Annotated in this window: 27 protein-coding genes; 15 read left to right on the plus strand and 12 right to left on the minus strand. The window is 67.0% G+C overall.

Going from position 1 to position 24282, the window contains the following annotated elements; translation table 11 throughout:
* Positions 1 to 40: 40 nt before the first annotated feature.
* The 5 genes from ACQY72_RS11420 to ACQY72_RS11440 all read right to left on the minus strand — a co-directional run bounded on the left by ACQY72_RS11420 (position 41) and on the right by ACQY72_RS11440 (position 4394).
* Positions 41 to 1495, minus strand: a complete 1455-nt coding sequence (locus ACQY72_RS11420; RefSeq protein WP_428153665.1) for an NAD-dependent succinate-semialdehyde dehydrogenase — start codon at positions 1493 to 1495, stop codon at positions 41 to 43.
* A gap of 96 nt (positions 1496 to 1591) precedes the next feature.
* Complete coding sequence (locus tag ACQY72_RS11425; RefSeq protein WP_017505506.1) at positions 1592 to 1729, minus strand: entericidin A/B family lipoprotein; 138 nt, start codon at positions 1727 to 1729, stop codon at positions 1592 to 1594.
* 56 nt (positions 1730 to 1785) lie between these two features.
* Positions 1786 to 3480, minus strand: a complete 1695-nt coding sequence (locus tag ACQY72_RS11430; RefSeq protein ID WP_428153666.1) for a sensor histidine kinase — start codon at positions 3478 to 3480, stop codon at positions 1786 to 1788.
* 102 nt (positions 3481 to 3582) lie between these two features.
* A complete protein-coding gene (locus ACQY72_RS11435; protein WP_135194501.1) occupies positions 3583 to 4194 on the minus strand; it encodes a sigma-70 family RNA polymerase sigma factor in 612 nt (203 codons plus the stop codon).
* Positions 4191 to 4394, minus strand: coding sequence for a NepR family anti-sigma factor (locus ACQY72_RS11440; RefSeq protein ID WP_428153668.1), 204 nt, complete (start codon positions 4392 to 4394; stop codon positions 4191 to 4193). Before ACQY72_RS11440 ends, ACQY72_RS11435 begins: the two co-directional genes overlap by 4 nt.
* 198 nt (positions 4395 to 4592) lie before the next feature.
* Between ACQY72_RS11440 and ACQY72_RS11445 the strand changes: the two genes are divergently transcribed.
* The 3 genes from ACQY72_RS11445 to ACQY72_RS11455 all read left to right on the plus strand — a co-directional run bounded on the left by ACQY72_RS11445 (position 4593) and on the right by ACQY72_RS11455 (position 7158).
* Positions 4593 to 5387, plus strand: a complete 795-nt coding sequence (locus ACQY72_RS11445) for a response regulator (protein ID WP_372691417.1) — start codon at positions 4593 to 4595, stop codon at positions 5385 to 5387.
* Between the two features lie 308 nt (positions 5388 to 5695).
* On the plus strand, positions 5696 to 6727 hold the full coding sequence (locus tag ACQY72_RS11450; protein ID WP_428153670.1) for an NADP-dependent oxidoreductase: 1032 nt from the start codon (positions 5696 to 5698) through the stop codon (positions 6725 to 6727).
* A gap of 23 nt (positions 6728 to 6750) precedes the next feature.
* Positions 6751 to 7158: an acyl dehydratase gene (locus ACQY72_RS11455; protein ID WP_346494556.1), complete on the plus strand. Its 408-nt coding sequence runs from the start codon at positions 6751 to 6753 to the stop codon at positions 7156 to 7158.
* Positions 7159 to 7218: 60 nt separating this feature from the next.
* Here ACQY72_RS11455 and ACQY72_RS11460 read toward each other — a convergent pair whose 3' ends face one another.
* Positions 7219 to 7995: a SapC family protein gene (locus tag ACQY72_RS11460; RefSeq protein ID WP_428153672.1), complete on the minus strand. Its 777-nt coding sequence runs from the start codon at positions 7993 to 7995 to the stop codon at positions 7219 to 7221.
* Positions 7996 to 8112: 117 nt separating this feature from the next.
* Between ACQY72_RS11460 and ACQY72_RS11465 the strand changes: the two genes are divergently transcribed.
* From ACQY72_RS11465 to ACQY72_RS11495, 7 genes are all read left to right on the plus strand, one after another.
* Complete coding sequence (locus tag ACQY72_RS11465; RefSeq protein WP_428153674.1) at positions 8113 to 8601, plus strand: transcriptional repressor; 489 nt, start codon at positions 8113 to 8115, stop codon at positions 8599 to 8601.
* A gap of 17 nt (positions 8602 to 8618) precedes the next feature.
* Positions 8619 to 9494: an alpha/beta fold hydrolase gene (locus tag ACQY72_RS11470; protein WP_428153676.1), complete on the plus strand. Its 876-nt coding sequence runs from the start codon at positions 8619 to 8621 to the stop codon at positions 9492 to 9494.
* A gap of 78 nt (positions 9495 to 9572) precedes the next feature.
* Complete coding sequence (locus ACQY72_RS11475; protein WP_428153678.1) at positions 9573 to 10238, plus strand: nicotinate-nucleotide adenylyltransferase; 666 nt, start codon at positions 9573 to 9575, stop codon at positions 10236 to 10238.
* A 144-nt stretch (positions 10239 to 10382) separates the two neighbouring features.
* Positions 10383 to 10817, plus strand: a complete 435-nt coding sequence (gene rsfS, locus ACQY72_RS11480) for a ribosome silencing factor (protein ID WP_159847318.1) — start codon at positions 10383 to 10385, stop codon at positions 10815 to 10817.
* A gap of 4 nt (positions 10818 to 10821) precedes the next feature.
* Positions 10822 to 11286 carry a 23S rRNA (pseudouridine(1915)-N(3))-methyltransferase RlmH gene (rlmH, locus tag ACQY72_RS11485; protein WP_135194509.1) on the plus strand — a complete coding sequence of 155 codons (465 nt, stop codon included), beginning with the start codon at positions 10822 to 10824 and terminating at the stop codon, positions 11284 to 11286.
* Between the two features lies 1 nt (position 11287).
* A complete protein-coding gene (locus ACQY72_RS11490; protein ID WP_428153681.1) occupies positions 11288 to 12367 on the plus strand; it encodes a murein hydrolase activator EnvC family protein in 1080 nt (359 codons plus the stop codon).
* 297 nt (positions 12368 to 12664) lie between these two features.
* Entirely contained in the window at positions 12665 to 14041 is a 1377-nt protein-coding gene (locus tag ACQY72_RS11495) for a S41 family peptidase (protein ID WP_428153683.1), read from the plus strand.
* A gap of 39 nt (positions 14042 to 14080) precedes the next feature.
* Here ACQY72_RS11495 and ACQY72_RS11500 read toward each other — a convergent pair whose 3' ends face one another.
* Positions 14081 to 15253 carry a carboxynorspermidine decarboxylase gene (locus tag ACQY72_RS11500; RefSeq protein ID WP_428153684.1) on the minus strand — a complete coding sequence of 391 codons (1173 nt, stop codon included), beginning with the start codon at positions 15251 to 15253 and terminating at the stop codon, positions 14081 to 14083.
* A gap of 16 nt (positions 15254 to 15269) precedes the next feature.
* Positions 15270 to 16475 carry a saccharopine dehydrogenase C-terminal domain-containing protein gene (locus ACQY72_RS11505; RefSeq protein WP_428153685.1) on the minus strand — a complete coding sequence of 402 codons (1206 nt, stop codon included), beginning with the start codon at positions 16473 to 16475 and terminating at the stop codon, positions 15270 to 15272.
* A 313-nt stretch (positions 16476 to 16788) separates the two neighbouring features.
* Here ACQY72_RS11505 and ffh point away from each other — a divergent pair, with 313 nt between their 5' ends.
* The 3 genes from ffh (at position 16789) to rimM (ending at position 19495) form a co-directional block, all read left to right on the plus strand.
* The gene (gene ffh / locus ACQY72_RS11510; protein WP_428153686.1) at positions 16789 to 18330 is read left to right on the plus strand and encodes a signal recognition particle protein; all 1542 of its coding nucleotides are present in this window, start codon (positions 16789 to 16791) and stop codon (positions 18328 to 18330) included.
* Positions 18331 to 18355: 25 nt separating this feature from the next.
* Positions 18356 to 18898: a 30S ribosomal protein S16 gene (gene rpsP, locus ACQY72_RS11515; RefSeq protein WP_428153688.1), complete on the plus strand. Its 543-nt coding sequence runs from the start codon at positions 18356 to 18358 to the stop codon at positions 18896 to 18898.
* Between the two features lie 69 nt (positions 18899 to 18967).
* Complete coding sequence (rimM, locus tag ACQY72_RS11520) at positions 18968 to 19495, plus strand: ribosome maturation factor RimM (RefSeq protein WP_428153690.1); 528 nt, start codon at positions 18968 to 18970, stop codon at positions 19493 to 19495.
* Here rimM and ACQY72_RS11525 read toward each other — a convergent pair.
* Positions 19492 to 19665, minus strand: coding sequence for a YegP family protein (locus ACQY72_RS11525; protein WP_312084158.1), 174 nt, complete (start codon positions 19663 to 19665; stop codon positions 19492 to 19494). The two genes, rimM and ACQY72_RS11525, sit on opposite strands and share 4 nt — an antisense overlap.
* A 163-nt stretch (positions 19666 to 19828) precedes the next feature.
* Between ACQY72_RS11525 and ACQY72_RS11530 the strand changes: the two genes are divergently transcribed.
* Positions 19829 to 20530 carry a glutathione S-transferase N-terminal domain-containing protein gene (locus ACQY72_RS11530; RefSeq protein ID WP_428153692.1) on the plus strand — a complete coding sequence of 234 codons (702 nt, stop codon included), beginning with the start codon at positions 19829 to 19831 and terminating at the stop codon, positions 20528 to 20530.
* A 51-nt stretch (positions 20531 to 20581) separates the two neighbouring features.
* Positions 20582 to 20977, plus strand: coding sequence for a DUF3597 domain-containing protein (locus ACQY72_RS11535; protein WP_428153694.1), 396 nt, complete (start codon positions 20582 to 20584; stop codon positions 20975 to 20977).
* A 51-nt stretch (positions 20978 to 21028) separates the two neighbouring features.
* On the opposite strand, the gene ACQY72_RS11540 is transcribed toward ACQY72_RS11535, so the two are convergent.
* From ACQY72_RS11540 to galU, 3 genes are all read right to left on the minus strand, one after another.
* On the minus strand, positions 21029 to 22213 hold the full coding sequence (locus ACQY72_RS11540) for a benzoate/H(+) symporter BenE family transporter (protein ID WP_428153695.1): 1185 nt from the start codon (positions 22211 to 22213) through the stop codon (positions 21029 to 21031).
* Between the two features lie 57 nt (positions 22214 to 22270).
* Complete coding sequence (locus ACQY72_RS11545) at positions 22271 to 23068, minus strand: enoyl-ACP reductase FabI (protein WP_428156703.1); 798 nt, start codon at positions 23066 to 23068, stop codon at positions 22271 to 22273.
* Positions 23069 to 23328: 260 nt separating this feature from the next.
* Positions 23329 to 24207, minus strand: a complete 879-nt coding sequence (gene galU / locus ACQY72_RS11550) for a UTP--glucose-1-phosphate uridylyltransferase GalU (protein WP_428153696.1) — start codon at positions 24205 to 24207, stop codon at positions 23329 to 23331.
* Positions 24208 to 24282: the final 75 nt, after the last annotated feature.

Here is a 24282-nt window from a genome sequence, read left to right on the forward strand (position 1 = left end):
CCGCAGAAGCGCGGCGAATTACAGACCTGCGCGCGCTGCGCTACTTCAGCGCCAGCGTCACCGTCTTGATGTCCACATATTCGTCGATGCCGTGGATCGAACCCTCGCGGCCGTAGCCCGACTGTTTGACACCCCCGAACGGGGCGACGGCGGTGGAGATCAGGCCCGTATTGACGCCGCACATTCCCGCCTCGATCCGACGGGAAAAGCGCATGGCGCGGTCCAGGTCGCGGGTGAACAGATAGGAGGCCAGGCCGTAATCGCTGGCGTTGGCCTTCTCCAGAACCTCGTCCTCGGTATCGAAGGCGAAGACGGGGATCATCGGGCCGAACGTCTCTTCCTCGCGGAACAGTTCGTCGTTCCCGCCCAGGGTCACGGTCGGCTGGAAGAAGCGGCCGCCCAGCTCATGACGCGCGCCGCCGGTCAGGACGCGGCCGCCATCGGCCTTGACCGCCGCGACGTGCTTCTCGACCTTGTCGATGGCCTTGTCCTCGATCAGGGGGCCGACCTTGACGCCGTCTTCGAAGGCGGGACCGACCTTGATCTTGGCCACTTCCGCCGCGAGCTTTTCGGCAAAGGCCTCTGAGACCGAACGTTCCACATAGACACGGTTGGGACAAACGCAGGTCTGGCCAGAGTTTCGGAACTTGCCCTTGATGGTCTCGGCCACGGCCAAATCCAGGTCCGCGTCGGCGAAGACGATCAGGGGGGCGGCGCCGCCCAGCTCCATCGACACCCGCTTCAGGGTCGGGGCGCACTGCTCCGCCAACTTGCGGCCCACCCCGGTCGAGCCGGTGAAGGACAGTTTGCGGATCAGGGGGCTGTCGGTCAGCACCTTGCCGATGGTCGCGGCGTCGCCGGTCACGATGGACAGGGCGCCCTTGGGCAGGCCGGCCTGATAGGCCAGTTCGGCCAGGGCGATGGCGGTGAAGGGGGTCTGGCTGGCCGGTTTCACCACGGCGGTGCAGCCGGCGGCGAAGGCGGGACCCAGCTTGCGCGTCAGCATGGCGGCGGGAAAGTTCCACGGCGTGATCAGGGCGCACGGCCCGACCGCCTCGCGATAGGTCAGGATCAGATGGCCCAGCGGACTGTTCTGGGTCTCGCCGATCAGGCGCTCGGCCTGGCCCGCGAACCATTTCAGAAAACTGTTGGCGTAGGTGACCTCGCCCTTGGCCTCCTCGAACGGCTTGCCGTTCTCCAGCGCCATCAGCGCGCCCAGCCCCTCGACGTTGTCGTCGATCAGCGCGGCCCATTTGCGCAGGAAGGCGGCGCGCTCATGCGGATCGGAGCGGGACCAGGTCTTGAACGTATCGGCCGCCGCCGCGATCGCCTGCTCTGTCTCGGCGGCGCCCAGGTCGGGGACATGGCCGATGATTTCGCCCGTTGCCGGATCATCGACGGCGATGCCGGCACCGTTCGCAAGGATGGGCTCTCCGGCGATCAGGGCGTGCTGGCGCAGCAGCGCAAGGCCGGCGTGGCGGGCAGTGTGGTTCACGAGAGAAGCTCCTGTCACGGTCCTGAAACGAACAAGGCCCCGACGATGCGGGGCCTTGCAAGTCCGACGATGCAGCCGAGGCTGCGGCCGTCGATATTAGTTCTTGGCGTCTTGGGCGGCGCCGGTGACGGCTTGGCCGGCGGCTTGGGTATCGCGGCCCACGCCTTCGACTGTGTTGCAGGCGGCGGTGGTCAGGGCGGCGGCGGCGGCGACCAGAACGAAAATCTTGCGCATGAGGAAACTCCGAAGGTTAGCCGGGGTGAAACTCCGCCGGTCTTGCCTCACTAACGCTACGCCACGGCTCCGGTTCCGTTGCTGGACGCCTTGTCCGCCGGATCGACCGGCGCAAGGGCCTCGGGCGTGGCGAAGGTCATGCGGGCGGTGGTGCCGCCGCCGGGGGGCGTGATGAAATCCGTCTCGCCCCGCAGCTGTTTGGCGAATGCGCTCATCAGGGTGCGGCCCACCCCGACCTCGGCGCCGGCGGGGGCGCCGGGTCCATTGTCCTCGACCTCCAGAACCGAGCTGTCGCCATCGACGCGGAACCGAACCTTCAACTCACCGCCCATACCGGCGAAGGCATGCTTCTGGGCGTTCGTCACCGCCTCGACCAGCCAAAGCGCCAGGGGCGCCAACTTGTCGGGATCGACGTGCAGCGAATCTGCGTCAACCGAACTGAGCACGACAGGGCCGCGTCCCGCCTCGCTGGAGACAAGCTGCCCCACCAGTTCGTTGAGGAACTCACGCGCATCGGCGTGGCGGATGTCGTTGCTCTGGTAGAGGGTGCGATAGATCAGGGCCAAGGCCGAAATCCGCTGACGCGTGTCGCCCAGAGCCGCCTTTGCCGGGGCGTCGGTCAGGGCACGTTGCTGCATCGACAGCAGGGAAGAGATGATTTGCAGGTTATTCTTCACCCGGTGGTGGATCTCGCGCATCAGCGCGTCCTTCTCCGCCAGGGCGTCGGTCAGCTCCCGATCTCGAACCGTGATGGCCTCGGCCATTTCGTCCAGAGTGCGGGCCATGGTGCGGATTTCGGCCGGCGCATTCATCGCCTGCAACGGACGCACCGAGAACCGACCGCGCGCATAGATGGCGGCGACCCGCTCCAGATAGTCCAGCCAGCGGATGAAGATGCGTTCGGACAGCAGCATCACCGCCGCGAACGCCGTTAGCCAAGCGCCCAGCGGCAGCAGCAGCGTGCCGATCGGATTGAGCCGCGCCCAGGACAGCAGGCCGGGCGCCGGGGCCGAGAGCAGGGCGTAAAGGTCGCCGCCCGCCAAGGCCGCGCCGGCATAATCCCGGCGATGGTTCTGAGCGTCCTTGGCCTCGAACACGGCCGAGCCTTGCTCGCGCGCACGGCCGACCCATCCGGCGATGTCGTCGCCGTCGGCCAGCTTGAAGACATCGGGATCGCTGGCGGTCAGGATACGCCCGGCGCCGTCGGTCAACGCGGCTTGCGCGCCCGAGGGCAGGGCGGGGTCCGTGATATCGGGTTGCAGCTCAGACAGGGGAATGACGGCGACCATCGCGCCGTCGAACCGGCCCATCGGCCGTTCTGCGCGGGTCGCCACGATCAGCGCGCCTTGATAGCCGGCGCCGTCCGGCGCGCGCACCACGACCAGTTCCTCGCCGTTGCGCAGCCGCTGAAACCATGTGGCCTGTGCTGCGGGCGCGACCCCGGAACGGAGCCCGTCCGTGCGACCGGAAGCGCAGACGGCTTCGCCCGTGGGGCTGATGCGATAAAGGCCTTCGTAGCCTTCCAACCGCCCGACGAGAGCCGTCAGGCGGGGCGTGCAATAGGGGCCGAGCGCATCCGGGCTGAGCGCGCGCAGCAGAACCTGTGCGCTGTCCAGCTGGGCCTTGGCGCTGGAGGCGCTGCGTTCGGCCGCCAGTTGCAAATCGACCTGCCGATCCTCGGCTTGTCGGCGGAAATCGGCCTGGGTCTGGATCAAGCTGAGGACGAAGATCGGCAGCAGGGCCATGGCCATGGCCGCGCCCAGCCGAAAGCGAATGCCCTGAAACCGGTCCGTATTCCACGTGCGACCGAGGCGCGGCCTTGAGGCGTCTCTGGTCGTCTCATTCACCGCAGGTCAGCTCCGGGCGCCGGCCAGCCTGTCGGCCTCGCCCAGGATGGAGCGCATGGCGTCGCCTGCCGCCTTGCCGTCACGACCATAGCCGCCTTTTTCCAGCGTGGCCGCAAGCGCGCGGCGCGCCCGGCTGACCCGGCTCTTAACAGTGCCGACCGCGCAACCGCAGATCTCGGCCGCCTCTTCGTAGGCGAAGCCGCCGGCGCCGACCAGGATCAGCGCTTCACGCTGTTCTTCGGGCAGGGTCTTTAGCGCCTGACGCAGCTCGTCCAGGGCGACGGGCGCCTCGGGATCGTCTACGGCGACCAGGGTCCGCTCGGCGGCTTCCTGATCCAGCTGCGACTGGCGCCACGAGCGACGCTTCTCGGAATAGAACTGGTTGCGCAGGATCATGAAGGTCCAGGCCTTCATGTTCGTGCCCATCTGATAGGAGGCGCGAGCGTCCCACGCCTTCATCATAGCGTCCTGCGCCAGGTCGTCGGCGGCGGTCGGATCACCGGTCAGGGTGCGGGCGAAGGCGCGCAGATGCGGGATCAGCACCACCAACTCACGCTTGAAGCCTTCGTCGTCAGCCGACGCAGGCTTGGGGGCGGCCCCCAGGCGAGACGTACTCATGCGGCGCCATCCGCAGCCTTCGCATCGGCGCGCTTCAGGATGTCGAGAAACTCGTCGGGCACGGGTTCGTTGACGACCTCGTCGAACATGTGCCGCAGCTTTACGCCGATGGCCTGCTGACGAAGGCGAGCTTCTTCAAGCCCGGCCTCCCCCTTGTTGTCGGCGCCCTTGGGGCGCGAGGAGTCGGTAGAATCAATCATAGACAGAACACGCCCACCCAACGGTCTTCGCACAGATGCCCGCCGATAACGTCGTCCCCGCGCAGGGGTTCCTGTGTGACGGCGATTTTACGCTCAAGCTTTGTCCAAACTGCGGAACCGTGACGCGTATGATACGTTTAGACCCGCTGTAGCGCTTTCCCTTGGCGGGACGGCGGAGATTTGTCGGGGACTATCTGAATGAGCCTTCTGGCCAGACTTGCGCCGCACCTGCCTTATGTGCGCCGTTACGCCCGTGCGCTGACTGGCGACCAATCCACCGGCGACAACTACGTCCGCGTCGCCCTCGAAGCCCTGGCGGCCGGCGAGCAGCAGTTGTCGGCCGACATGACGCCGCGCGTGGCCCTGTATCACGTCTTCCACGCCATCTGGTCGTCCACCGGCGCCCAGTTGGAGACCGGCATGCTGGAGACCACGGGCAATGACGCCTCGCAGCGTCTGCTGCGCATCGCACCGCGCTCGCGTCAGGCTTTTCTGCTGACCGCGCTGGAAGGCTTCACGCCTTCGGAAGCCGCCCAAATACTGTCCGCCGATCCGCGGGACGTCGAACGCCTGATCGCCGACGCCCAGTCCGACATCGACGCCGAACTGGCGACGGACGTGCTGGTGATCGAGGACGAGGCCATCATCTCGGCCGACATCCAGAGTCTGGTCAAGGAACTGGGTCACCGCGTCACCGGCACCGCCACCACGCATGATGAAGCCATCGACGCCGTCGCCCGCCACAAGCCGGGTCTGGTTCTGGCCGACATCCAACTGGCCGACGGCTCCTCTGGCATCGATGCCGTCAAGGACATCCTCAAGACCCTGGACGTGCCGGTGATCTTCATCACAGCCTTCCCGGAACGTCTGCTGACCGGCGAACGCCCCGAGCCGACCTTCCTGATCACCAAGCCGTTCCAACCGGAAACGGTGAAGGCGGCGATCAGCCAGGCGCTGTTCTTCCACCCTTCGCGTCAGAAGGAAGCGGCGTAAGGCCGCAGCCCATCTTTCAGACGACAAGGAGGCCCCGTTCGCATCCGCGACGGGGCCTTCTCTTTTGCGCCGACAGAAAAGTTGCAACCCTCGGGAACCGGTGTTCCGCCTCGTCGTTATCGGCATGCGGAGGCGGCGACGCCCCCCGACTTGATCAGCGATAGCCGATCATGCCGCCTCCGCGCCTCATTCTCGATGATGCCACTTCAAAGCGGTCCGCAAGGGCCGCTTTTTTCTTTGTCATGGCTCGACCGACGAGCCCGCTGGGGCCAAGGTGGTGGTCAAAGAAAACGCACGGAGAAACGCGTATGGCTTCGGTAAATGGCAAGACGAACCGACAATGGGTGCTGCGCCAGCGCCCCAAGGGCCTGATCCAGGCCGGCGACCTCGAACTGGTCGAAACCGCCATCCCCGACCTGAAGGAAAACGAGGTGCTGGTCCGCACCGTCTATCTGTCGCTGGACCCCACCAACCGGACCTGGATGAACGATTCCGAAGGCTATCTGCCGCCGGTGGGCCTGGGCGAGGTCATGCGCGGCCTGACCTTGGGCGTGGTTGAGGCCTCGCGCTCCAGCCGCTTCAAGTCCGGGGACGTGGTCATGCCGACCTCTGGCGGCTGGGCCGACTACGCCGTGGTGCCTGAAGGCGGCCTGCGGCCCGTCCACCGCGCGCCGGGTCTGCCGCTGACGGCCAATATGTCGGTGCTCGGCATGACCGGCCTGACCGCCTATTTCGGCGTCACCGACGTGCTTAAGGCCAAGGCAGGCGAGACCATCGTCATCTCGGCGGCGGCCGGCGCCGTCGGCTCCATCGCTGGTCAGGTCGCAAAGCAGCGCGGCTGCCGCGTCATCGGCATCGCCGGCGGGCCTGAGAAATGCGCCTGGCTGACCGACGAACTCGGGTTCGACGCCGCCATCGACTACAAGAACGAGGATGTCGGCGAGGCGCTGGACCGTCTGGCCCCCGACGGCGTCGATCTGAACTTCGAGAACGTCGGCGGCGACATCATGATCGCCGTCTTCAACCGGCTGAAGGTCCATGGACGAATGGCGGTCTGTGGCCTGGTTTCCTCCTACAATGCGACCAAGGCGCCGCCGTCGCCCAACTTCGCCCGCATCATCACCCACCGTCTTCAGGTCCAGGGTTTCCTGGTCCTCGACTATGCCCCGCGCGCCCGAGAGATGGTCGCCGAAATGGGGCCGTGGCTGGCGGACGGCCGTGTGAAGTGGAAGGTTCACGTCGATGACGGCCTGGACGGCGCGGTGAATTCGCTGAACCGCTTGTTCACCGGCGATCACGACGGCAAGCTGTTGGTTCGTGTATCCGAAGAACCCGCCTGAAGCCGATACGGAAAGTCCCGCCCATGAGCGATCCGCTGCACGTCCATTTCGAAGACCTGGAAGTGGGTCAGGTCGTGCCGCTGGGCGCCTGCGCCGTCGATGAGGCGGCGCTGGACGTCTTCATCGAGCGGTTCTCGCCGGGGTGGGACGTCGCCTATGGCGCGCCGGACGCCATGGTCTATGTGCTGTGGAGCCGTCTGGCGGCCGACAAGTCCGGCGGCTGGGCCCAGACCAAGGTCCTGGCCGTCGATGGCCTGCGCTATATGCGCAATCCGCCCGCCGGCGAGCTGCTGCGCGGGCGGATGACGGTGATGGGCAAGGATCCGGTCGGGGACGAAAAGGGCATCGTCATCGCCTCGCACGATCTGCTGGACGAGTCCGGGCGGCTGGTCTTCTCCTGCCTCACACGGGCGCTGTTCTCACGCCGTTGAGCCCACGAAAAACCCCGCCGGCGAAACCGGCGGGGCTGATCGTCTTGAACGGTCGTCGGCTTAGTTGACGGTCGTCGGCGCCTGGCGCAGCACGGCCAGGGCGATCAGGCGATCCCAACCGACCAGCGACACCAGGTGGGCGTAGATCTGGCCCAGGGCGCCGTTGTCGCGCAGCTCGACCAGCTTCTCGGCCGGCAGGGCGCGCAGCTTGTCTTCCGACACCGCATAATATTCGGCCAGCTTCTGCGGCTCGCCCGGCGTGCCGTCGGGGTTGCGGGGCGTGAAGTGGGCCTCGCGGATGTCCAGCAGGTCCAGCTCGTTGATCAGCGTCATGAAGCCTTCGGTGCGCAGACGCTCCTGCTCGAAGTTGTTGCAGAACTCCATCGCCATATTGGTGTAGTCGCTGGGCTGGCCATCGACGAACAGCGGGTTCTGGCCGCCCTCGGCGACGATCGAGGCGCCGCGGTCGATGCACAGGATCAGGCGCTGGTTCTGCTTGTCGTCGGCGAAGACGAACGGATAGCGGCGCACATAGGCCGGCACATAGGCGTCGCCGCGGAACTCGCCGTCGTCGGCGACGAACAGGTTCTCGTTCTGGCGCAGGCCCATCACGGCCACCGGCTGGCGGTTCTCGCCGGTGAAGATGATCGGATAGGACAGGGCGGCGGCCGAGAACTCGGTCACCGTCAGCGGCACGACATTCGTCTGGGCCACGAAGGCATAGGGTTTGTCGCTCGGGTTGACGCCCAGGCCGCCGTGGATGCCCTGATCCAGCGGCTCGGGGTTGGTGTAGAAGAGGACGTTGCCTTCGAGCGGCGAGTTGTTCGTGTCGGTCATGAAGCGAGGACGCTCTGATTGGAGATATGAGGCGCGCCTTCTAGCCCAACCCTGCGCAACCGGCAAACCCGCGATGCGTCGGTTGCAGTAGGGGGCGCCAGCCATTAGCTGTGGCGCATGGGTTCCGCCTGCGATCACGATCACGACCATTCCGGCCTGAACGGCGGCGCGCTGGATCGCGCCCTGGCGGCGGCCGAGGCGCGCGCGGTCCAGCGGAGCGAGCGGATGACCTCCCAGCGCCGCCGGGTTCTGGCCCTGCTGCTGGAAACCGGCGAGCCGGTGAAGGCCTACGACCTGATCGCGCGCTTCGGCGAGGACGGCCAGGCCGCCAAGCCGCCGACCGTCTACCGCGCGCTGGAGTTTCTGGAACGACTGGGCATGGCCCACCGCATCGCCTCCATCAGCGCCTATGTCGCCTGCACCGACGACGGCGACGCCGCCCATGCCGCCGCCTTCCTGATTTGCGACTGCTGCGGGGCTACGCGCGAGGTCAGCGGCCCGGATCAGAGCGCCATGAACGCCGCCGCCGCCGCCGCCGGTTACGCCATCGCCCGCACCACGATCGAGGCGCACGGTCGTTGCGCCGCGTGCCGCGAGGCGGCTTGAGCATGGATGCGGCGCTGATGTCTCCCCCTCGGCGCCTGTCCGTCCCCATCGACAACCGCTGGGGCGCCGGCGAGATGGCGGTGCTGGATTTCGGCGATCCGAAGCGTCCGGTCGATCTGATCTTCTCCCACGCCAACGGCTTCAACGCCGCCACCTATCGCAGCCTGCTGTCGCCCTTGTCGGCCTCGTTACGCATCTGGGCGCCGGACCTGCGCGGGCACGGCCGCTCGACCCTGCCGGTCTTCACCCGGCCCAAGACCAGTTGGCTGGATCATCGCGACGATCTTCTGGCCCTGCTGAAAGCCATCGACGGTCCGCCGGTGGTGATGGCCGGCCATTCGATGGGCGGCACGTCGTCGCTGATGGCGGCCGCCGTGCAGCCGGATCGCGTGTCCAGCCTGGTGTTGTTCGATCCGGTGATCTGGAAACGCTCGGCCGTCTTCGCCTTCAACCTGCCCTTCGCCCACCGGCTGATGGGCGCGATCCCGATCGCCAAGGCGACCCTGCGTCGCCGCAGCCTGTTCGACAGTCGCGAGCAAGCCATGGCCGCCTATCGCGGGCGCGGCGCCTTCAAGGGTTGGCCCGATATGGTTCTGGCCGACTATTTGTCGGAAGGCCTGGGCGAGGGGGAGGGCGGTCTCAGTCTCAGCGCCACGCCGGCCTGGGAGGCCGCCAACTATTCGGCCCAGGCGCATGATCCCTGGCGGGCGTTGCGGCGCTACCCCGGGCCGGTACGCATCCTGAAGGCCGAGCATGGCGCCCTGACCCATGTTCCGGTCGCGCCTCGGGGCCTGCCCAACGTCACGGTCGAGGTCGTATCCGGCGGCGGTCACCTGTTCCCCATGACCCACGCCGACATCGCGCGCGACGCCCTGTTCGACGCCGCCGTCTGAAACGATTTCTGTAGGCTGAACAAACACCCGCGCTATAAGGGCGCCGCTGAGCAAAACTCCCGCCGCCCGAGACGCCGCTTGTCCTTCTTCCACGCCGGTCCCGCGCCCAAAGGCGCCGGCCCCCGATCCGGGGCGCTGCGCGATGGCTTGACCCTGGCGCCGGGCATGAAGGTCGGTCTGTTCGGCGGCTCCTTCAATCCCGCCCACGACGGCCACGCCCATGTCGCCGAGACCGCCATGCGTCGCCTCGGCCTGGACCGCGTCGTCTGGCTGGTATCGCCACAGAACCCGTTGAAGGAGGCTCGCCAAAGCGCACCTCTGGACGAGCGGATGGCGTCGGCCCGCCAGCAGGCGCGCGGTCCGTCGATGATCGTCTCTGATTTCGAGAGCCGCGCCGGCGTCGCCTGGACCGTGGACACCCTGCGCCTGCTGGTCGCGCGGCATCCTGGCGTGCATTTCGTCTGGCTGATGGGGTCGGACAATCTGGCCAGCTTCCATCGCTGGAGAGGCTGGACCGACATCATGCGGCTGATGCCCGTGGCGGTGATCGCCCGGCCTGGTTCGCTGCTGGACAGCCGCACCGCGCCGGCCGCCGCCCGTTTCGCCGGTTTCCGCATTCCGGCCCAGCAGGCCGGCCTGTTGCCGACGCTTGAGGCACCCGCCTGGACCTATCTGACGGCGCCGCTCAATCCCCTGTCCTCGACCGCGATCAGGACCGCGACGGGGCGACGCGCGGTCTCGTGATCGCCGGATGATTCGGGCGCCGGTTCACGTTGCGGCCCATCCGTGCTAGAGGGCTTCTTTAGTCAACGCTCCCGGAGCCCTCCGCTGACCCCCTCGCCCGCGTATGATACGCAAGACGCCGCCGTCTCGAACACGGCGCACGAGATGGACGCTATCGAACCTCTCCATTCCGAAGACGGCTTTGAATCCGACGCCTCCCCGCGCGGTTTCGACGATTCCGCTCCGCGCCCCGTCGGCGCAACCCCGCTTGAAGAAGCCATCCTGAGCCGCTTGGACGAGGACAAGGCCCAGGACATGGTGCTGATCGACCTCAAGGGCAAAAGCGCCATGGCCGACACCATGATCGTGGCGTCTGGCCGTTCGCACCGTCATGTCGGCGCCATCGCCGACCACCTGCTGCGCACGCTGAAGGAAAACGGTCTGGGCAAGGCCAAGGTCGAGGGCCTGCCGCATTGCGACTGGGTCCTGATCGATGCCGGCGACGTGATCGTGCATCTGTTCCGCCCGGAAGTGCGCACCTTCTACAATATCGAAAAGATCTGGGCCGTCGATTCCGCCCACCGCATGGTCCGCGACTAAGACCGTGAAGCTGAGCATCGTCGCCATCGGCCGACCGGGCCGGGGGCCTGAGGCGACGCTCGCCGACGACTACGCCAAGCGCGCCACCCTGTCGGGACGCGCGCTTGGCCTCGGTCCCCTCGAACTGATCGACCTAGAAGCCCGCAAGCCGGGCAAGGCGCCGGAGGCCGAGCTGATCCTCGCCGCCGCGGAAGGATCGCATCTGATCGCCTGCGACGAGCGGGGCAGGACCTATTCCTCGCGCGCCTTCGCCGACCACATCGCCAAGCTGCGCGATCAGGGCGAACGCCGCCTGGTCTTCGCCATCGGCGGGGCGGACGGGCTGGACGAGAGCGTGCGCGCGGCCGCGTCCTCGACCCTGGCCTTCGGACCCCAGACCTGGCCCCACGCCCTGGCCCGCGCCATGCTGGCGGAACAACTGTATCGGGCCGTGACCATCCTGGCCGGATCGCCCTATCATCGCGACTGACATGCGTCGCGCCATTCCCCTATCGCTGGCCCTGCTGACGGGTTTCGTCTGCGCCGTTCCGGCGATGAGCCGTCAGGCGCCCGAGAGCGAGCTGTCGCGCATCCAGGCCGAATATCGCGACGAGGCGGTGCGCGCGCGCCGCCTGCGCGCCGACGCCGACGCCGCCAAGTCCGAACTGGCCCAGCTGGAGCGCCGCCTTGCCTCGCTGCGCGCCGACGAACAGACCGACGACCGCCAGATCGACGACCAGCGCGCCCGCCTGCAGCAACTGACCGAACGCGAGGCCGAGCTGGTCACCGACCTGGCCCGCGAACGCGGCGCCCAGGGCCGTCTGCTCAGTGCGCTGCAGATGATGAGCCGCCGCCCGCCTCCGCCGCTGCTGGTGCCCGCCGACAAGGCCATCGACACGGTGCGCGCCTCCATCCTGCTCAAGGCCATGACGCCGGACCTGGAAAACCGCGCCAAGGCCCTGGGCGCGCGCCAGGCCGAGATCATGCGCATCCGCCGCCTCGCCGTCCTGTCCTCCGAGCGGCTTCTGACGACCGAGAGCGAACAGGGGGACCGGCGCGGCGAGATCGAGGGGTTGACGGCGCGCAAGACCGCCCTGACCGCCGTGCTGAACGCCGAGGCCCGCGCGGCCGAGCGCGCCGCCGCCGTGCTGGAACGCCGCATCCGCGAGCTGGGCGGGGCCGTGCCGACCACCCAGGCGGCGGAAACCCCCACGGCCCGCCTGCCCGCCGGCCGCGCCCGCCTCAGTCCGCCCCTCTCCGGCGCGCCCAGCCAGACCTGGGGCGCGGGAACCTCCGGCTGGCGCTGGCGCGCCGACCGGGCGGCCGTGACGGCCCCCGCCGACGCCAAGGTCGCCTATGCCGGGCCTCTGACGGGATGGGGCAATGTGGTGGTGCTGGACCTCGGCCCCGGCTGGCGCGCGGTCATCGCCGGGCTGGACAGCGTGGATGTGGCATCGGACGCCCGCGTGTCGGACGGCCAGACCCTGGGCCGCAGCGGTCCGGACGGCGACATCTATTTCGAGCTGCGTCGCGACGAACGGCCCATCGATCCGGGACCGTGGTTGCAGTAGGTTTCACCGCCGTCATCCTCGGCCTTGTGCCGAGGACCCACCTGTCAGCCCTCTCGTTGATGCAGATGTGCCCAACTTTGTGCGGAGCTTCCATGTTTGTGTCAGCCCGACCGTGGATCCTCGGCACAAGGCCGAGGATGACGGGCGTATAAGATGCGTATCAAGATAAGCGCTTGCTTTCCCACCTGACGCTGATTTTATCGGCGTAACGCTGCGTCGCCACGATTTGGTCGTGTCTGCACCGCCTTACCCTTCCCACGGGCGCCTTGAATGATCGGCCCGACCGAAAGAGACCGAATGCGTAAACTGCTCCTCGTCGGCTGCGCCGCACTGGTGCTCGGCGGATCCGCCGCTGCTGTCAGCAGCCAGACCCCTCGCAACGAAACCTTCCGCATGCTGGAGCTCTTCGGCGACGTGGTCGGCATCGTCGAGCAGGCCTATGTCGTCCCGGTCGACAACAAGAAGCTGATCGAGGCCGCCCTGGCCGGCATGATGACAGCGCTGGACCCGCACTCCAACTATCTGCCGCCCTCCAACTACGACGAGCTGCGCGAGCGCACCGAGGGCCAGTATTCGGGCGTCGGCCTGACCATCAGCGCCGACGGCGGCATGGTGAAGGTCATCTCGCCGATGGACGACAGCCCCGCCGCCAAGGCCGGGGTCCAGGCAGGCGACGTCATCTCCTCGATCGAGGGTCAGAACGCGGCTGGCCTGACGGTCAGCCAGGTGTCGGAAAAGCTGCGCGGCGAGGTAGGCACCAGCGTCAAGGTGACCTTCCTGCGCGACGGCGAGGATCCGCTGGAGGTCGTCCTGACCCGCGAGGTCATCAAGGTCCAGTCGGTCACTGGCCGGGTTGAAGGCGACTTCGGCTATCTGCGCGTCTCGACCTTCAACGAAAACACCGGGCGCGAGCTGAACGAGGCCATCGCCAAGATCAAGGCCGAGAAGCCGGGCGTGAAGGGCTATGTCCTTGACCTGCGCAACAACGGCGGCGGCCTGCTGAACGCGGCCATCGACGTGTCCGACGCCTTCCTGGAACGCGGCGAGATTGTCAGCCAGCGCGGGCGCAAGCCTGAGCAGATCCAGCGCTATTCCGCCAAGCCCGGCGACATCACCGGCGGCCTGCCGTTGGTCGTGCTGGTCAACTACGGCTCGGCCTCGGCGTCGGAAATCGTCGCCGGCGCCCTGAAGGATCATCAGCGCGCGACCGTCGTCGGTCTGACCAGCTTCGGCAAGGGCTCGGTCCAGACGGTGATCCCGCTGCGCCAGGGCCAGGACGGCGCCCTGTCGATCACGACCGCGCGCTACTACACCCCGTCGGGCGCCTCGATCCAGAAGATCGGCATCGAGCCGGACCTGGAGGTCGCCCGGTCCGAGGCCGAGGCCCGCATCGTCTCACGCTCCAGCTTCATCTATTCCGAGGCCGCCTACGCCACGGCGCTGGACGCCTCCATCGGCGCTGAGCGCAAGGGTCCGCACACGCCGCGCGAGGCCCCCGGCGAGAGCTTCGACAAGGAAAAGGATTACCAGCTGGAGCGGGCGCTGGACGTGCTGCGCGCCGGCGGCGATCTGACGAAACTGTCGGCTGCGCCCGAAGGCATCGTCGTCACCGAGCCGGGCTCCGAGCCCAAGCCCGATGCCGAGCCAGCGGCGGACGAACCGAAGGAAGAATAGGTCAGGGAAGGGCGGTCCGAGCCGCCCTTTTTCTTGCGTCTAGGACAGGCGGTCGCGGAATTCCGAATAGTCGAATTCACGCACCAGCGTCAGCGCGTCCGTCTCGCTGTTCCACAGGGCGATGGCCGGAAGCGGCACGCCGTTGAAGGTGTTGGTCTTCACCATCGAATAGTGGGCCTGGTCCAGAAACGCGATCCGCGTCCCCGCCGTCGGCGCCGTCTCGAAGACGTAGTCGCCGATGATGTCGCCCGCTAGGCACGACGGCCCGCCCAGGCGATAGGTCACGCCCGCCTCGCCCTCGTTCAGCATGGCCGGACGATAGGGCGCCTCGATCACATCGGGCATGTGGCAGGTCGCGGAGATGTCGGTGATGGCGACCGCGATGCCGTTTTCGAAGGTGTCCAGCACCTCGCCGATCAGTATGCCGGCGTCCAGCGCCACCGCCTCGCCCGGCTCGATATAGACCTCCAGCCCGTGGGTCTCGCCCAGGCGGCGCAGGAAGGCGGCCAGATCGTCGCGCCGGTAATCGGCCCGCGTGACATGGTGCCCGCCCCCCAGATTGATCCATTTCAGATCGGCCAGCAGCGGCGCCAGCGTCGGCTCCACCGCCGCCCAGATCCGCTCCAGCGGCTCAAACCCCTGTTCGCACAGGGCATGGATGTGCAGGCCGTCGACGCCGTCCAGATGTTCCGGCCTCAGTTGCGACACCGGGAACCCCAGGCGCGAACCGAACTGACACGGGTCGTATTTGGCGACCTCGGCCTCGGAATGTTCGGGGTTCAGCCGCAGGCCGATGTCGAACGTCTCGCCCTCGCCCCGTGCCGTCGCGATCATGTCGGCGAAACGGGCGATCTGATCGGGCGCGTTGAAGATGACCGTGTCCGACAGACGCAGAATCTCGGGCAGGTCCGCCGGCTTGTAGGCCGGCGAATAGGTGGTCAGGTGGCCGTGATAGAACTCCCGCGCCAGCCGCGCCTCCCACAGGCCAGAGGCGCAGACGCCGTCGAGGTATTCCCCGACGACGTCGGCCAGCGACCACATGGAAAAGGCCTTCAGGGCCAGCAGAACCCGCGCGTTTCCGCGTTGCCCAACGTCCTTCAGGACCGACAGGTTACGACGCACCGCCGCCTCGTCCACCACGAAGGCGGGCGAGGGGACGCGGTTCAGATCGAACCGGGCGAAGGCGCCCGGTCCGCCGGCTTGGGTCTGCATGGCCATGGTCTGAGCCTTAGAAGTCGAGAGGGGCGTCCAGGTCCTGAACCTGCCACGGCAGGCCGTGCTTGTTCAGCATGTCCATGAAGGGATCGGGGTCCAGCTGTTCCATGTTGAACACGCCCGCGCCCTTCCACTGGCCGGTCAGCATCAGGGCCGCGCCGATCATGGCGGGCACGCCGGTAGTGTAGCTGACGGCCTGGTTGCCGGTCTCGGCATAGGCTTCCTGGTGGTCGCAGATGTTGTTGACGTAGACCGTCTTGGCCACGCCGTCCTTCACGCCCGTGGCGATGGTGCCGATGTTGGTCTTGCCCTTGGTGATCGGACCCAGCGACGAAGGTTCCGGCAGCAGGGCCTTCAGGAACTCGATCGGAATGATCTCGCGGCCCTGGAACATCATCGGCTCGATCGAGGTCATGCCGATGTTTTCCAGCACTTCGAGGTGTTTCAGGTAGCTGTCGCCGAAGGTCATCCAGAAGCGGATGCGCTTGATCTCGGGGTAGAATTTCGCCAGCGATTCCAGTTCCTCATGGTACATGAGGTACATGTTCTTCTGACCCACGCCCTCGAAGTCGAAGACCTGTTTGTGGCTCAACGCCGGGCCCTCGACCCACTGGCCGCTTTCCCAATGACGCGACGGGGCGGTCACTTCGCGCAGGTTGATCTCGGGGTTGAAGTTGGTCGCGAACGGCAGGCCCGTGTCGCCGCCGTTGCAGTCCAGGATGTCGAGCGTCTCGATGGAATCCAGCAGGTGCTTCTTGGTGTAGGTGGCGAAGACCGAGGTCACGCCGGGGTCGAAACCCGAACCGAGCAGCGCCATCAGACCGGCGTCCCTGAAACGCTCCTGATAGGCCCACTGCCACTTGTATTCGAACTTGGCCTCGTCGCGCGGCTCGTAGTTGGCGGTGTCGAGATAGTTCACTCCGGCCGCCAGACAGGCGTCCATGATGGCCAGGTCCTGGTAGGGCAGGGCCAGGTTCACGACCAGTTCGGGCTGCACCTGTTTGATCAGGGCGGTGGTCGCCGCCACGTCGTCGGCGTCGATGGCGGCGGTGTCGATGCTCACGCCAAAGCGCGACTTCACGGACTCGGCGATGGCGTCGCACTTCGACTTGGTGCGGCTCGCCAGGGTGATATGCGAGAAGATGTCCGCATTCATCGCCATCTTGTGGACGGCCACCGAACTGACGCCGCCTGCGCCGATAACCAGCACCTTGCTCATGCGTGCTTCTCCTGAAGTCAAAAACGTTGGCGACATCGCCGCCCCTATAAAGGGCGGGGCTCTTAGCACGATGATGACAATCCGCTAAATGCCGTGACGAAGATCAGGATTAAAGCGTGACCGACTCGCTCCGGTTGCCTTCCGCCTTGTTTTCCTCCATAAGCCGCCGCTTCCGACGCAAGTGAACCTGCGTCTCCACCGGGACGACCCTCATTTCGATGAGACGAGCCCGGCGAGAACCCTCTGCCGACGTGATCGTCGCCAGAGGCCGTTGTCGTATGGAGCCGCTTCACCCGTCGCCACGAGGTAGTGAATGTTCGAGGCTCTGAACGAGCGGCTGACAGGCGTCTTCGACCGGATCACCGGACGCGGCGCCCTGTCCGAAAAGGACGTCGCCGAGGCGATGCGCGAAGTGCGCGTGGCCCTGCTTGAGGCCGATGTCGCCCTGCCCGTCGTCAAGGAATTCATCGCCTTCGCCACCGAGCGCGCGACGGGCGAAGAGGTCATCCGTTCGGTCCGCCCGGCCGACCAGGTGGTCAAGATCGTCTATGACGGCCTGATCGAGATGCTGGGCGGCGAAGAGCCGGTCCCGCTCAACACCAACGCCAATCCGCCCGCCGTGGTGCTGATGGCCGGCCTGCAGGGGTCGGGCAAGACCACGACCTCGGCCAAGCTGGCGCTGCGCCTGACCAAGTTTGATCGCAAGAAGGTCATGATGGCCTCGCTGGACACGCGTCGTCCGGCCGCGATGGAACAGCTGGCCCAGCTGGGCAAACAGATCGACGTCGCCGTCCTGCCCATCGTGGCGGGCGAGAGCGCGGTCCAGATCACGCGCCGGGCGCTGCAGTCGGCCAAGCTTCAGGGCTTCGATGTCCTGATCCTCGACACCGCCGGCCGCATCACTCTGGACGAAGGGCTGATGAACGAGGTGGCCGAGGTCGCCGAGATCGCCAAGCCGGTCGAGACCCTGCTGGTCGCCGACAGCCTGACCGGCCAGGACGCGGTCCGCACCGCCGCCGCCTTCCACGCCCGCCTGCCCCTGACCGGCCTCGTCCTGACCCGCGCCGATGGCGACGGTCGCGGCGGCGCCATGCTGTCGATGCGGGCCGTCACCGGCCTGCCGATCAAATATCTGGGCGCCGGCGAAAAGGTCGATGCGCTGGACGTGTTCGACGCCCGCCGGGTCGCCGGCCGCATCCTGGGCCAGGGCGATATCGTCGCCCTGGTCGAAAAGGCCAGCCAGGATCTGGACCAGGCCAAGGCCGAGAAGATGGCCCGGAAGCTGGCCAAGGGTCAGTTCGATCTGGACGACCTGGCTGGCCAGCTTCAGCAGATGAAGCGGATGGGCGGGCTTCAGGGCATAATGGGCATGCTGCCCGGCGTGGCCAAGATGAAGGGCCAGATGGCCGAAAGCGGCATCGACGACCGCATGATCCTGCGCCAGGAAGCCATCATCTCGTCGATGACCAAGGCCGAGCGCAAGAAGCCCGACCTGCTGAACGCCAGCCGCAAGAAGCGCATCGCCGCCGGCGCCGGCGTGGATGTGCAGGACGTGAACCGGATCCTGAAGCAGCACCGCCAGATGGCCGATGTGGTCAAGTCGATGGCGCGCGGCGGACCCAAGAAGATGCAGCAGATGGCCGCCATGCTGGGCGGCCTCGGCGGTGGCGGCGGCATTCCCGGAATGGGGGGCGGCGGCGCCGATCTGAACCGATTGAAGGCCCTGGGCGGCGGCAAGACGCCGGAAGCCAGCGCCGACGAACTGAAAGCCATCCAGGACCGGCTCGCCGGATTGGGTGGCGGACAACTTCCGGGAGGCCTGCCTGGCCTTCCGGGCTTCCCTCCCAAGAAATAACGACTACCTGGAAAGAGACCTGAAAATGCTGAAGATTCGTCTGGCCCGCGGCGGCGCCAAGAAGCGCCCCTACTATCACATCGTCGTCGCCGACTCGCACTCGCCGCGCGATGGCAAGTTCATCGAGAAGGTCGGCAGCTACAACCCGATGCTGCCCAAGGACGGCGCCACCCCGCGCGTCGCCCTGAAGGTCGAGCGTATCGCCGAATGGCTCGGCAAGGGCGCCCAGCCGACCGACCGCGTCGCCCGCTTCCTGTCGCAGGACGAGACCTTGGGCCAGAAGGTCAAGTGGACTCAGTCCAACAACCCGAACAAGGCCCAGCCCGGCAAGAAGGCGCAAGAGCGCGCCGCTGAACGCGCCCAGCGCGAAGCCGACCGCCTGGAAGCCGAAGCCGCCGCCAAGGTCGAGGCCGCTGAAGCCGCTGCTCGCGCCAAGGAAGAAGCCGCCGCCGCTGCTGCCGCTCCGGCTGTCGAAGAAGCCCCGGCTGAAGAAGCGCCTGCTGCTGAAGCCGCCGCCGAAGACGCTCCGGCTGCTGAAGAAACGACCGAAGAAAAGGCCGAAGGCTAAGCCTTTCGGTTTGACGATGATCGAGGCGGCGTCTTTCGACGCCGCCTTTTTCATGCGCTAAGGACGACCATGACCACGGACAGCAGATTGATCCTCGTCGGCCAGATCGGCGGCGCTTTCGGCGTGCGGGGCGAGGTGCGGGTGACCGCCTTCACCGCCGATCCCCTGGCCCTGACCGCCTATGGTCCGCTGCTGCGCGCCGACGGCACGGTGGCCCTGACCCTGACCTCGACGCGGCCCGACAAGGCAGGCGTCGTCGGCCGGGCCAAGGAGATCACGACCAAAGAACAGGCCGACGCCCTGCGTGGGCTAAAGCTGCACGTCCCCCGCGCCCACTTCCCGGAACCGGAAGAGGACGAATTCTATCTTGCCGACCTGCTGGGCGTCGAGGTCCGCGACACGGCAGGCGCCGGCCTGGGCACAGTCAAGTCGGTCCAGAATTTCGGCGCAGACGACATGCTGGAGATCGCCCCCGCGACGGGCGGCCCGACCTGGTATCTGCCCTTCACCAAGGAAGCGACGCCCGAGCTGCACCTGGCCGACGGCTGGCTTCTGGCCGCGCCGCCGACCGAGGTAGGCGAGCGGGAGCCCGATTAGGCGTCTTCAACAGGGGCGTCGCCCACGTGCTTCTTGATCGACTCGATCGCGCGCTTGGCGCCCGACTTGTCGGAATAGCCTTCGGTCGAGAAGATCACCTCGGAATTGTATTTGAAGCGGACGCGGTATTCGCCGGCCTTGTCCTGATAGACTTCGAACTTGTGCGCCATCGGGCGTCTCCATTCCTGCGACCTGTGATCGGTCACGGCCAAGCTGGCATCGTCTCCCGTACGGTTCCAGACACAAGCCCGCGATCAAATCGTGCCGATGACAGTTGCGAACCTCGCGCGCGACCCCGACATGGATGTTCATCACCAAGTCGAGGCTGAACGCATGACCGACCTGTCCGTTTTCCCGATCACCCAGCGCTGGCCGGCCCAGCATCCCGACCGGCTCCAGCTCTATTCCCTGCCGACGCCCAACGGGGTGAAGGTGTCCATTATGCTGGAGGAGGTCGGTCTGGCCTATGAGCCGCACCTGGTCGACATCACAAAGAACGAGACCTGGGGGGCGGAGTTTCTGTCGCTGAACCCCAACGGCAAGATCCCCGCCATCCTCGACCCGAACGGGCCGGGCGGGCAGCCGCTGGCCCTGTTCGAATCCGGCGCCATCCTGATCTATCTGGCGGAAAAGACGGGCAAGCTGCTCTCGACCGATCCGGCGACCCGCTACGAAACGATCCAGTGGGTCATGTTCCAGATGGGCGCCATCGGCCCGATGTTCGGCCAGTTGGGCTTCTTCCACCGCTTCGCCGGCAAGGACTACGAGGACAAGCGCCCGCGTGACCGCTACGTCGCCGAAAGCCGCCGCCTGCTGGGCGTGCTGGAGACGCGGCTTGAGGGCCGGGATTGGATCGTCGGGGATTACTCCATCGCCGACGTCGCCACATTGGGTTGGATCCGCAACCTGATCGGGTTTTACGAGGCGGGCGAGATCGTCGGCTTTGCGGACTTCCCGCGCGTCGCCGCCTGGCTGGAACGCGGTCTGGCGCGCCCCGCCGTGCAGCGCGGACTGGAGATTCCGGCGCGTCACTGAACCGTCGTGCCCGGCGGGCATTATCTGACGACACAAACAGGAGCGCGACGGATGGGTATCTTCTCTTCGATCTGGAACAAGATCACGGGCCACAAGCCCAAGGCGGCCCCCGCATCGGCGCCCACGCCGACCGCCAGCGTGACGCCGACGCCCGGCGCGGCGGCTCCGACCGCCGCTCCGGCCCTGCCGCCCGTCGATGTCGAAGCGGTGCTCAGCGATCTGGCGGCGTCCAAGGGCGGCGGCGGCAACTGGCGCACGTCCATCGTGGACCTGCTGAAGCTGCTGGACCTGGATTCCAGCCTGGCGGCCCGCAAGGAACTGGCGGAAGAGCTGAACGTCCATGCCGGCGAGCACGGTTCGGCCGAACAGAACATCGCCCTGTCCAAGGCGGTCTGGAAGAAGCTGGCTGAAAACGGCGGTCAGGTGCCGGCGTCGCTGCGCGACTAACGCGCCTCAAGTCGCGCGAAGCGCGATAGGCTAAAATAGAGAGGTGCTGGGTCAGGCCTGCGGTCTGATCCAGCGTCCGGCAGCCAGGGCTGCAAAGCCGACGAACAGGCCCCAGAAGGCCGATCCCACCCCGAACAGGGCCAGGCCCGAAGCCGCCGCGGCGAACGTCAGCACGGCTGCCTCTCGTGACGCCGTCTCGACCACCATTCTTTGCAGAGCGCCGGTCAGCGGCGCGACCAAGGCTAGACCCGTCACAGCCGCCAGCACGGCCGGCGGCATGGCGATGAACAGCCCGGCCAGTGGCGCGGCGAACAGGGCCACGACCAGATAGAAGCCGCCATAGATCACGCCCACGACCCAACGTCGCGCGGGGTCGGGGTGTGCGTCAGGCCCGGTGCAGATCGCCGCCGTGATCGCCGCCAGATTGACCCCATGCCCGCCGAAGGGGGCGATCAGCAGGCTGGCGACGCCGGTGGACAGGATCAGCCGGTTGGCGGGCGGTGGATAGCCCGCACTCTGCAACACGACCAGCCCCGGCAGGTTCTGCGCCGCCAGCGTCACCAGGAACAACGGAAAGCCCAGGCTGACGGCCGCCTTCCAGTCGAAGACGGGAGCCACGGGCTCCAGCTGGCCGAACAGGCCCGTCCCGGCGGGCAGGGCCAACTGTCCCCGTATCGCCAGAACCGCAAAGGCGGCCCCCAGCACGGCCGGCAGCGCCCAGGTCGGCCACAGGCGTCGCGATACCAGAAACAGCGCGACCAGTCCGACGACCAGAACTGTCTCGTCCGGCACCACCTTAAACAGCCGCAGCACGAAGGGCAGCAGCACCCCCGCCAGCATGGCCGAGGCGATGGCCGCCGGTATCCGCGCCGCCAACCGCCCCAGGACCGGGATCAGCCCCGTCAGGATCATCAGCAGGGCAGCGAAGACGAAGGCGCCGATCGCCGTCGGCCATGACAGGCCCAGCGTCGAGGCCGCCAGCAGGGCCGCGCCCGGCGTTGACCAGGCCAGGACCACGGGGATCCTCAACCGCCAGCTCAACAGGGCCCCCGGCACGCCGATGCCCAGGCACAGGGCCGTCACCATCGATCCGATCTGACCGGCGTCCGCGCCCAGCGCCTGTCCCGCCTGCACGACCAGAGCGACGGTTCCGCCGAACCCGATCAGCGTCGCCACGGCGGCGGACGAAAAGGCGGAGGCGGGCAGGGCGCGCATGGAAAAGGCCGAGGCAGTCATGCCCCGGCCTTAAACCGTCACCGTGAACGCCGGAAGAGCCTGATCAGGCCGCCCCGATCAACCTTCCATGTCGTCCGGCAGGCCCACGGCGTGGAAGCCCGCATCGACGTGGACGACCTCGCCCGTGGTCGAACGCCCCAGGTCCGAGCACAGCCACAGGGCCGCGCCCGCAACGCCCTCCATCGAGGTCTCTTCCTTGATCAGCGAGAACTGGGCCGACTTGGAGTGCAGGCCGCGCCCGCCCGAGATGCCGGCCAGCGACAGGGTGCGCATGGCGCCGGCCGAGATGGCGTTGACGCGGATGTTCTTGGGGCCCAGGTCGCGCGCGATGTAACGGGTTGCCGCCTCCAGCGCCGCCTTGGCCACGCCCATGGTGTTGTAGTTCGGGATGACCCGCTCGGACCCCAGATAGGTCAGGGTGATCAGGCTGCCGCCGTTCGGCATCAGCTTCGATGCGCGCTTGGACACGTCCACGAAGCTGAAGGCCGAGATGTTCATGGCCAGCAGGAAGCTGTCGCGCGTGGTGTTGTCCACGAAGCTGCCCTTCAGCTCGTCCTTGTTGGCGAAGGCAACCGAATGGACGACGAAGTCGATGTTGCCGAAGGTCTTTTCCAGCTCGGCGAAGGCGGCGTCCATCGAGGCGTCGTCAGTGACGTCGGCCGGGATCAGCAGCTTGGCGCCGACGCTTTCGGCCAGCGGGCGCACGCGCCGCTCCAGGCTTTCGCCCATATAGGTGAAGGCCAGTTCCGCGCCCTGCGCCGCCAGCTGCGAGGCGATGCCCCAGGCGATGGAGCTGGAGTTCGCCACGCCCATGATCAGGCCCTTCTTGCCCTTCATGAGGTCGCCGGTCGGCATGTCCCAGCCTTCGGAAGTGGCCATGGTTCGTCTCCTGATGATTTGGCGGAGGGTTAGCAGGCGTAGCGCGCTTGCTCAATCTTCTCCCTCCCCGCTCCGGGGAGGGTGGTCGCGCAGCGACCGGGTGGGGGCGGCCCGGCAAGGGCGCACTTTTCTGAAGGCAAGACAGATCAGTGGGGCGTCGCCTTGCCGCCCCCACCCGACCTCGCTTTGCTCGGCCACCCTCCCCGGACGGGGAGGGTGAGGCACCGCGTTCGCCCTTACAGCAAGCCCGAGATCGCCGCGCGGGCGGCGTCGCCCAGGTCGGGCCGTTTCAGGGCCAGGGCGACATTGGCTTTCAGCAGGCCGATCTTGTCGCCGCAGTCGTGGGTCACGCCGGCGTATTCGACGGCGGTGAAGGCCTGGTGCTGCATCAGCCGCGCCATGGCGTCGGTCAGCTGTATCTCGTTGCCGGCCCCGCGTTCCTGGGTAGCCAAGAGGTCGAAGATTTCCGGCTGCAGAATGTAGCGGCCCGAGATCGACAGGTTGGACGGCGCCGTGCCGGGGGCGGGCTTTTCGACCATCCCCTTCATCTCGATCCGGTTGCCCTCGCGGCCGACGGGATCGACGATGCCGTATTTGTGGGCCTGTTCGATATCGACCGATTCCACGCCGATGATGTTGCCGCCGGTCTCGGCGTAGACCTCGGCCAACTGCTTCAGGGCGCCGGGCTGCGAATCCACGATCACGTCGGGCAGGATGACGGCGAACGGCTCATGACCGATGATGTCGCGCGCGCACCAGACGGCGTGGCCCAGGCCCTTGGGCTGCATCTGGCGGGTGAAGCTCATCTCGCCGGCGGACGCCAGTTCGGCGTTCATCATCTCAAGGATTTCGATCTTGCCCTTGGCCAGGAGCTGGGCTTCCAGCTCGATCTGGTGATCGAAATAGTCCTCGATGGCGCCCTTGGAGCGGCCGGTGACGAAGACGATGTGCTCGATCCCGGCTTCGCGCGCCTCTTCGACGATGTAGGACAGGATCGGCCGATCGACGACGTTCAGCAGTTCCTTGGGCGTGGTCTTGGTGCCGGGGAGAACGCGGGTGCCGAGGCCCGCGACGGGCAATACGGCCTTGCGCAGGCGCGCGGGCGTGGTGGTCATCAATATTTCCTGACAGCTATCCCGCCCCTTCTAACCGGTGCGAGCCGGCGAAAGAAGGGGCGGGACAGCCGTCGG

The sequence above is a fragment of the Brevundimonas sp. genome, from assembly GCF_965279155.1.
GTDB lineage: Bacteria > Pseudomonadota > Alphaproteobacteria > Caulobacterales > Caulobacteraceae > Brevundimonas.

Coding starts and splice junctions, on each gene's coding strand:
- ACQY72_RS11425 (WP_017505506.1), bottom strand. CDS start 1,729: ATGCGCAAGATTTTCGTTCTGGTCGCCGCCGCCGCCGCCCTGACCACC.
- ACQY72_RS11430 (WP_428153666.1), bottom strand. CDS start 3,480: ATGGCCATGGCCCTGCTGCCGATCTTCGTCCTCAGCTTGATCCAGACC.
- ACQY72_RS11435 (WP_135194501.1), bottom strand. CDS start 4,194: ATGAGTACGTCTCGCCTGGGGGCCGCCCCCAAGCCTGCGTCGGCTGAC.
- ACQY72_RS11440 (WP_428153668.1), bottom strand. CDS start 4,394: ATGATTGATTCTACCGACTCCTCGCGCCCCAAGGGCGCCGACAACAAG.
- ACQY72_RS11445 (WP_372691417.1), top strand. CDS start 4,593: ATGAGCCTTCTGGCCAGACTTGCGCCGCACCTGCCTTATGTGCGCCGT.
- ACQY72_RS11450 (WP_428153670.1), top strand. CDS start 5,696: ATGGCTTCGGTAAATGGCAAGACGAACCGACAATGGGTGCTGCGCCAG.
- ACQY72_RS11455 (WP_346494556.1), top strand. CDS start 6,751: ATGAGCGATCCGCTGCACGTCCATTTCGAAGACCTGGAAGTGGGTCAG.
- ACQY72_RS11460 (WP_428153672.1), bottom strand. CDS start 7,995: ATGACCGACACGAACAACTCGCCGCTCGAAGGCAACGTCCTCTTCTAC.
- ACQY72_RS11465 (WP_428153674.1), top strand. CDS start 8,113: ATGGGTTCCGCCTGCGATCACGATCACGACCATTCCGGCCTGAACGGC.
- ACQY72_RS11470 (WP_428153676.1), top strand. CDS start 8,619: ATGTCTCCCCCTCGGCGCCTGTCCGTCCCCATCGACAACCGCTGGGGC.
- rsfS (WP_159847318.1), top strand. CDS start 10,383: ATGGACGCTATCGAACCTCTCCATTCCGAAGACGGCTTTGAATCCGAC.
- ACQY72_RS11490 (WP_428153681.1), top strand. CDS start 11,288: ATGCGTCGCGCCATTCCCCTATCGCTGGCCCTGCTGACGGGTTTCGTC.
- ACQY72_RS11495 (WP_428153683.1), top strand. CDS start 12,665: ATGCGTAAACTGCTCCTCGTCGGCTGCGCCGCACTGGTGCTCGGCGGA.
- ACQY72_RS11500 (WP_428153684.1), bottom strand. CDS start 15,253: ATGCAGACCCAAGCCGGCGGACCGGGCGCCTTCGCCCGGTTCGATCTG.
- ACQY72_RS11505 (WP_428153685.1), bottom strand. CDS start 16,475: ATGAGCAAGGTGCTGGTTATCGGCGCAGGCGGCGTCAGTTCGGTGGCC.
- ffh (WP_428153686.1), top strand. CDS start 16,789: ATGTTCGAGGCTCTGAACGAGCGGCTGACAGGCGTCTTCGACCGGATC.
- rpsP (WP_428153688.1), top strand. CDS start 18,356: ATGCTGAAGATTCGTCTGGCCCGCGGCGGCGCCAAGAAGCGCCCCTAC.
- rimM (WP_428153690.1), top strand. CDS start 18,968: ATGACCACGGACAGCAGATTGATCCTCGTCGGCCAGATCGGCGGCGCT.
- ACQY72_RS11525 (WP_312084158.1), bottom strand. CDS start 19,665: ATGGCGCACAAGTTCGAAGTCTATCAGGACAAGGCCGGCGAATACCGC.
- ACQY72_RS11530 (WP_428153692.1), top strand. CDS start 19,829: ATGACCGACCTGTCCGTTTTCCCGATCACCCAGCGCTGGCCGGCCCAG.
- ACQY72_RS11535 (WP_428153694.1), top strand. CDS start 20,582: ATGGGTATCTTCTCTTCGATCTGGAACAAGATCACGGGCCACAAGCCC.
- ACQY72_RS11540 (WP_428153695.1), bottom strand. CDS start 22,213: ATGACTGCCTCGGCCTTTTCCATGCGCGCCCTGCCCGCCTCCGCCTTT.
- ACQY72_RS11545 (WP_428156703.1), bottom strand. CDS start 23,068: ATGCCGACCGGCGACCTCATGAAGGGCAAGAAGGGCCTGATCATGGGC.
- galU (WP_428153696.1), bottom strand. CDS start 24,207: ATGACCACCACGCCCGCGCGCCTGCGCAAGGCCGTATTGCCCGTCGCG.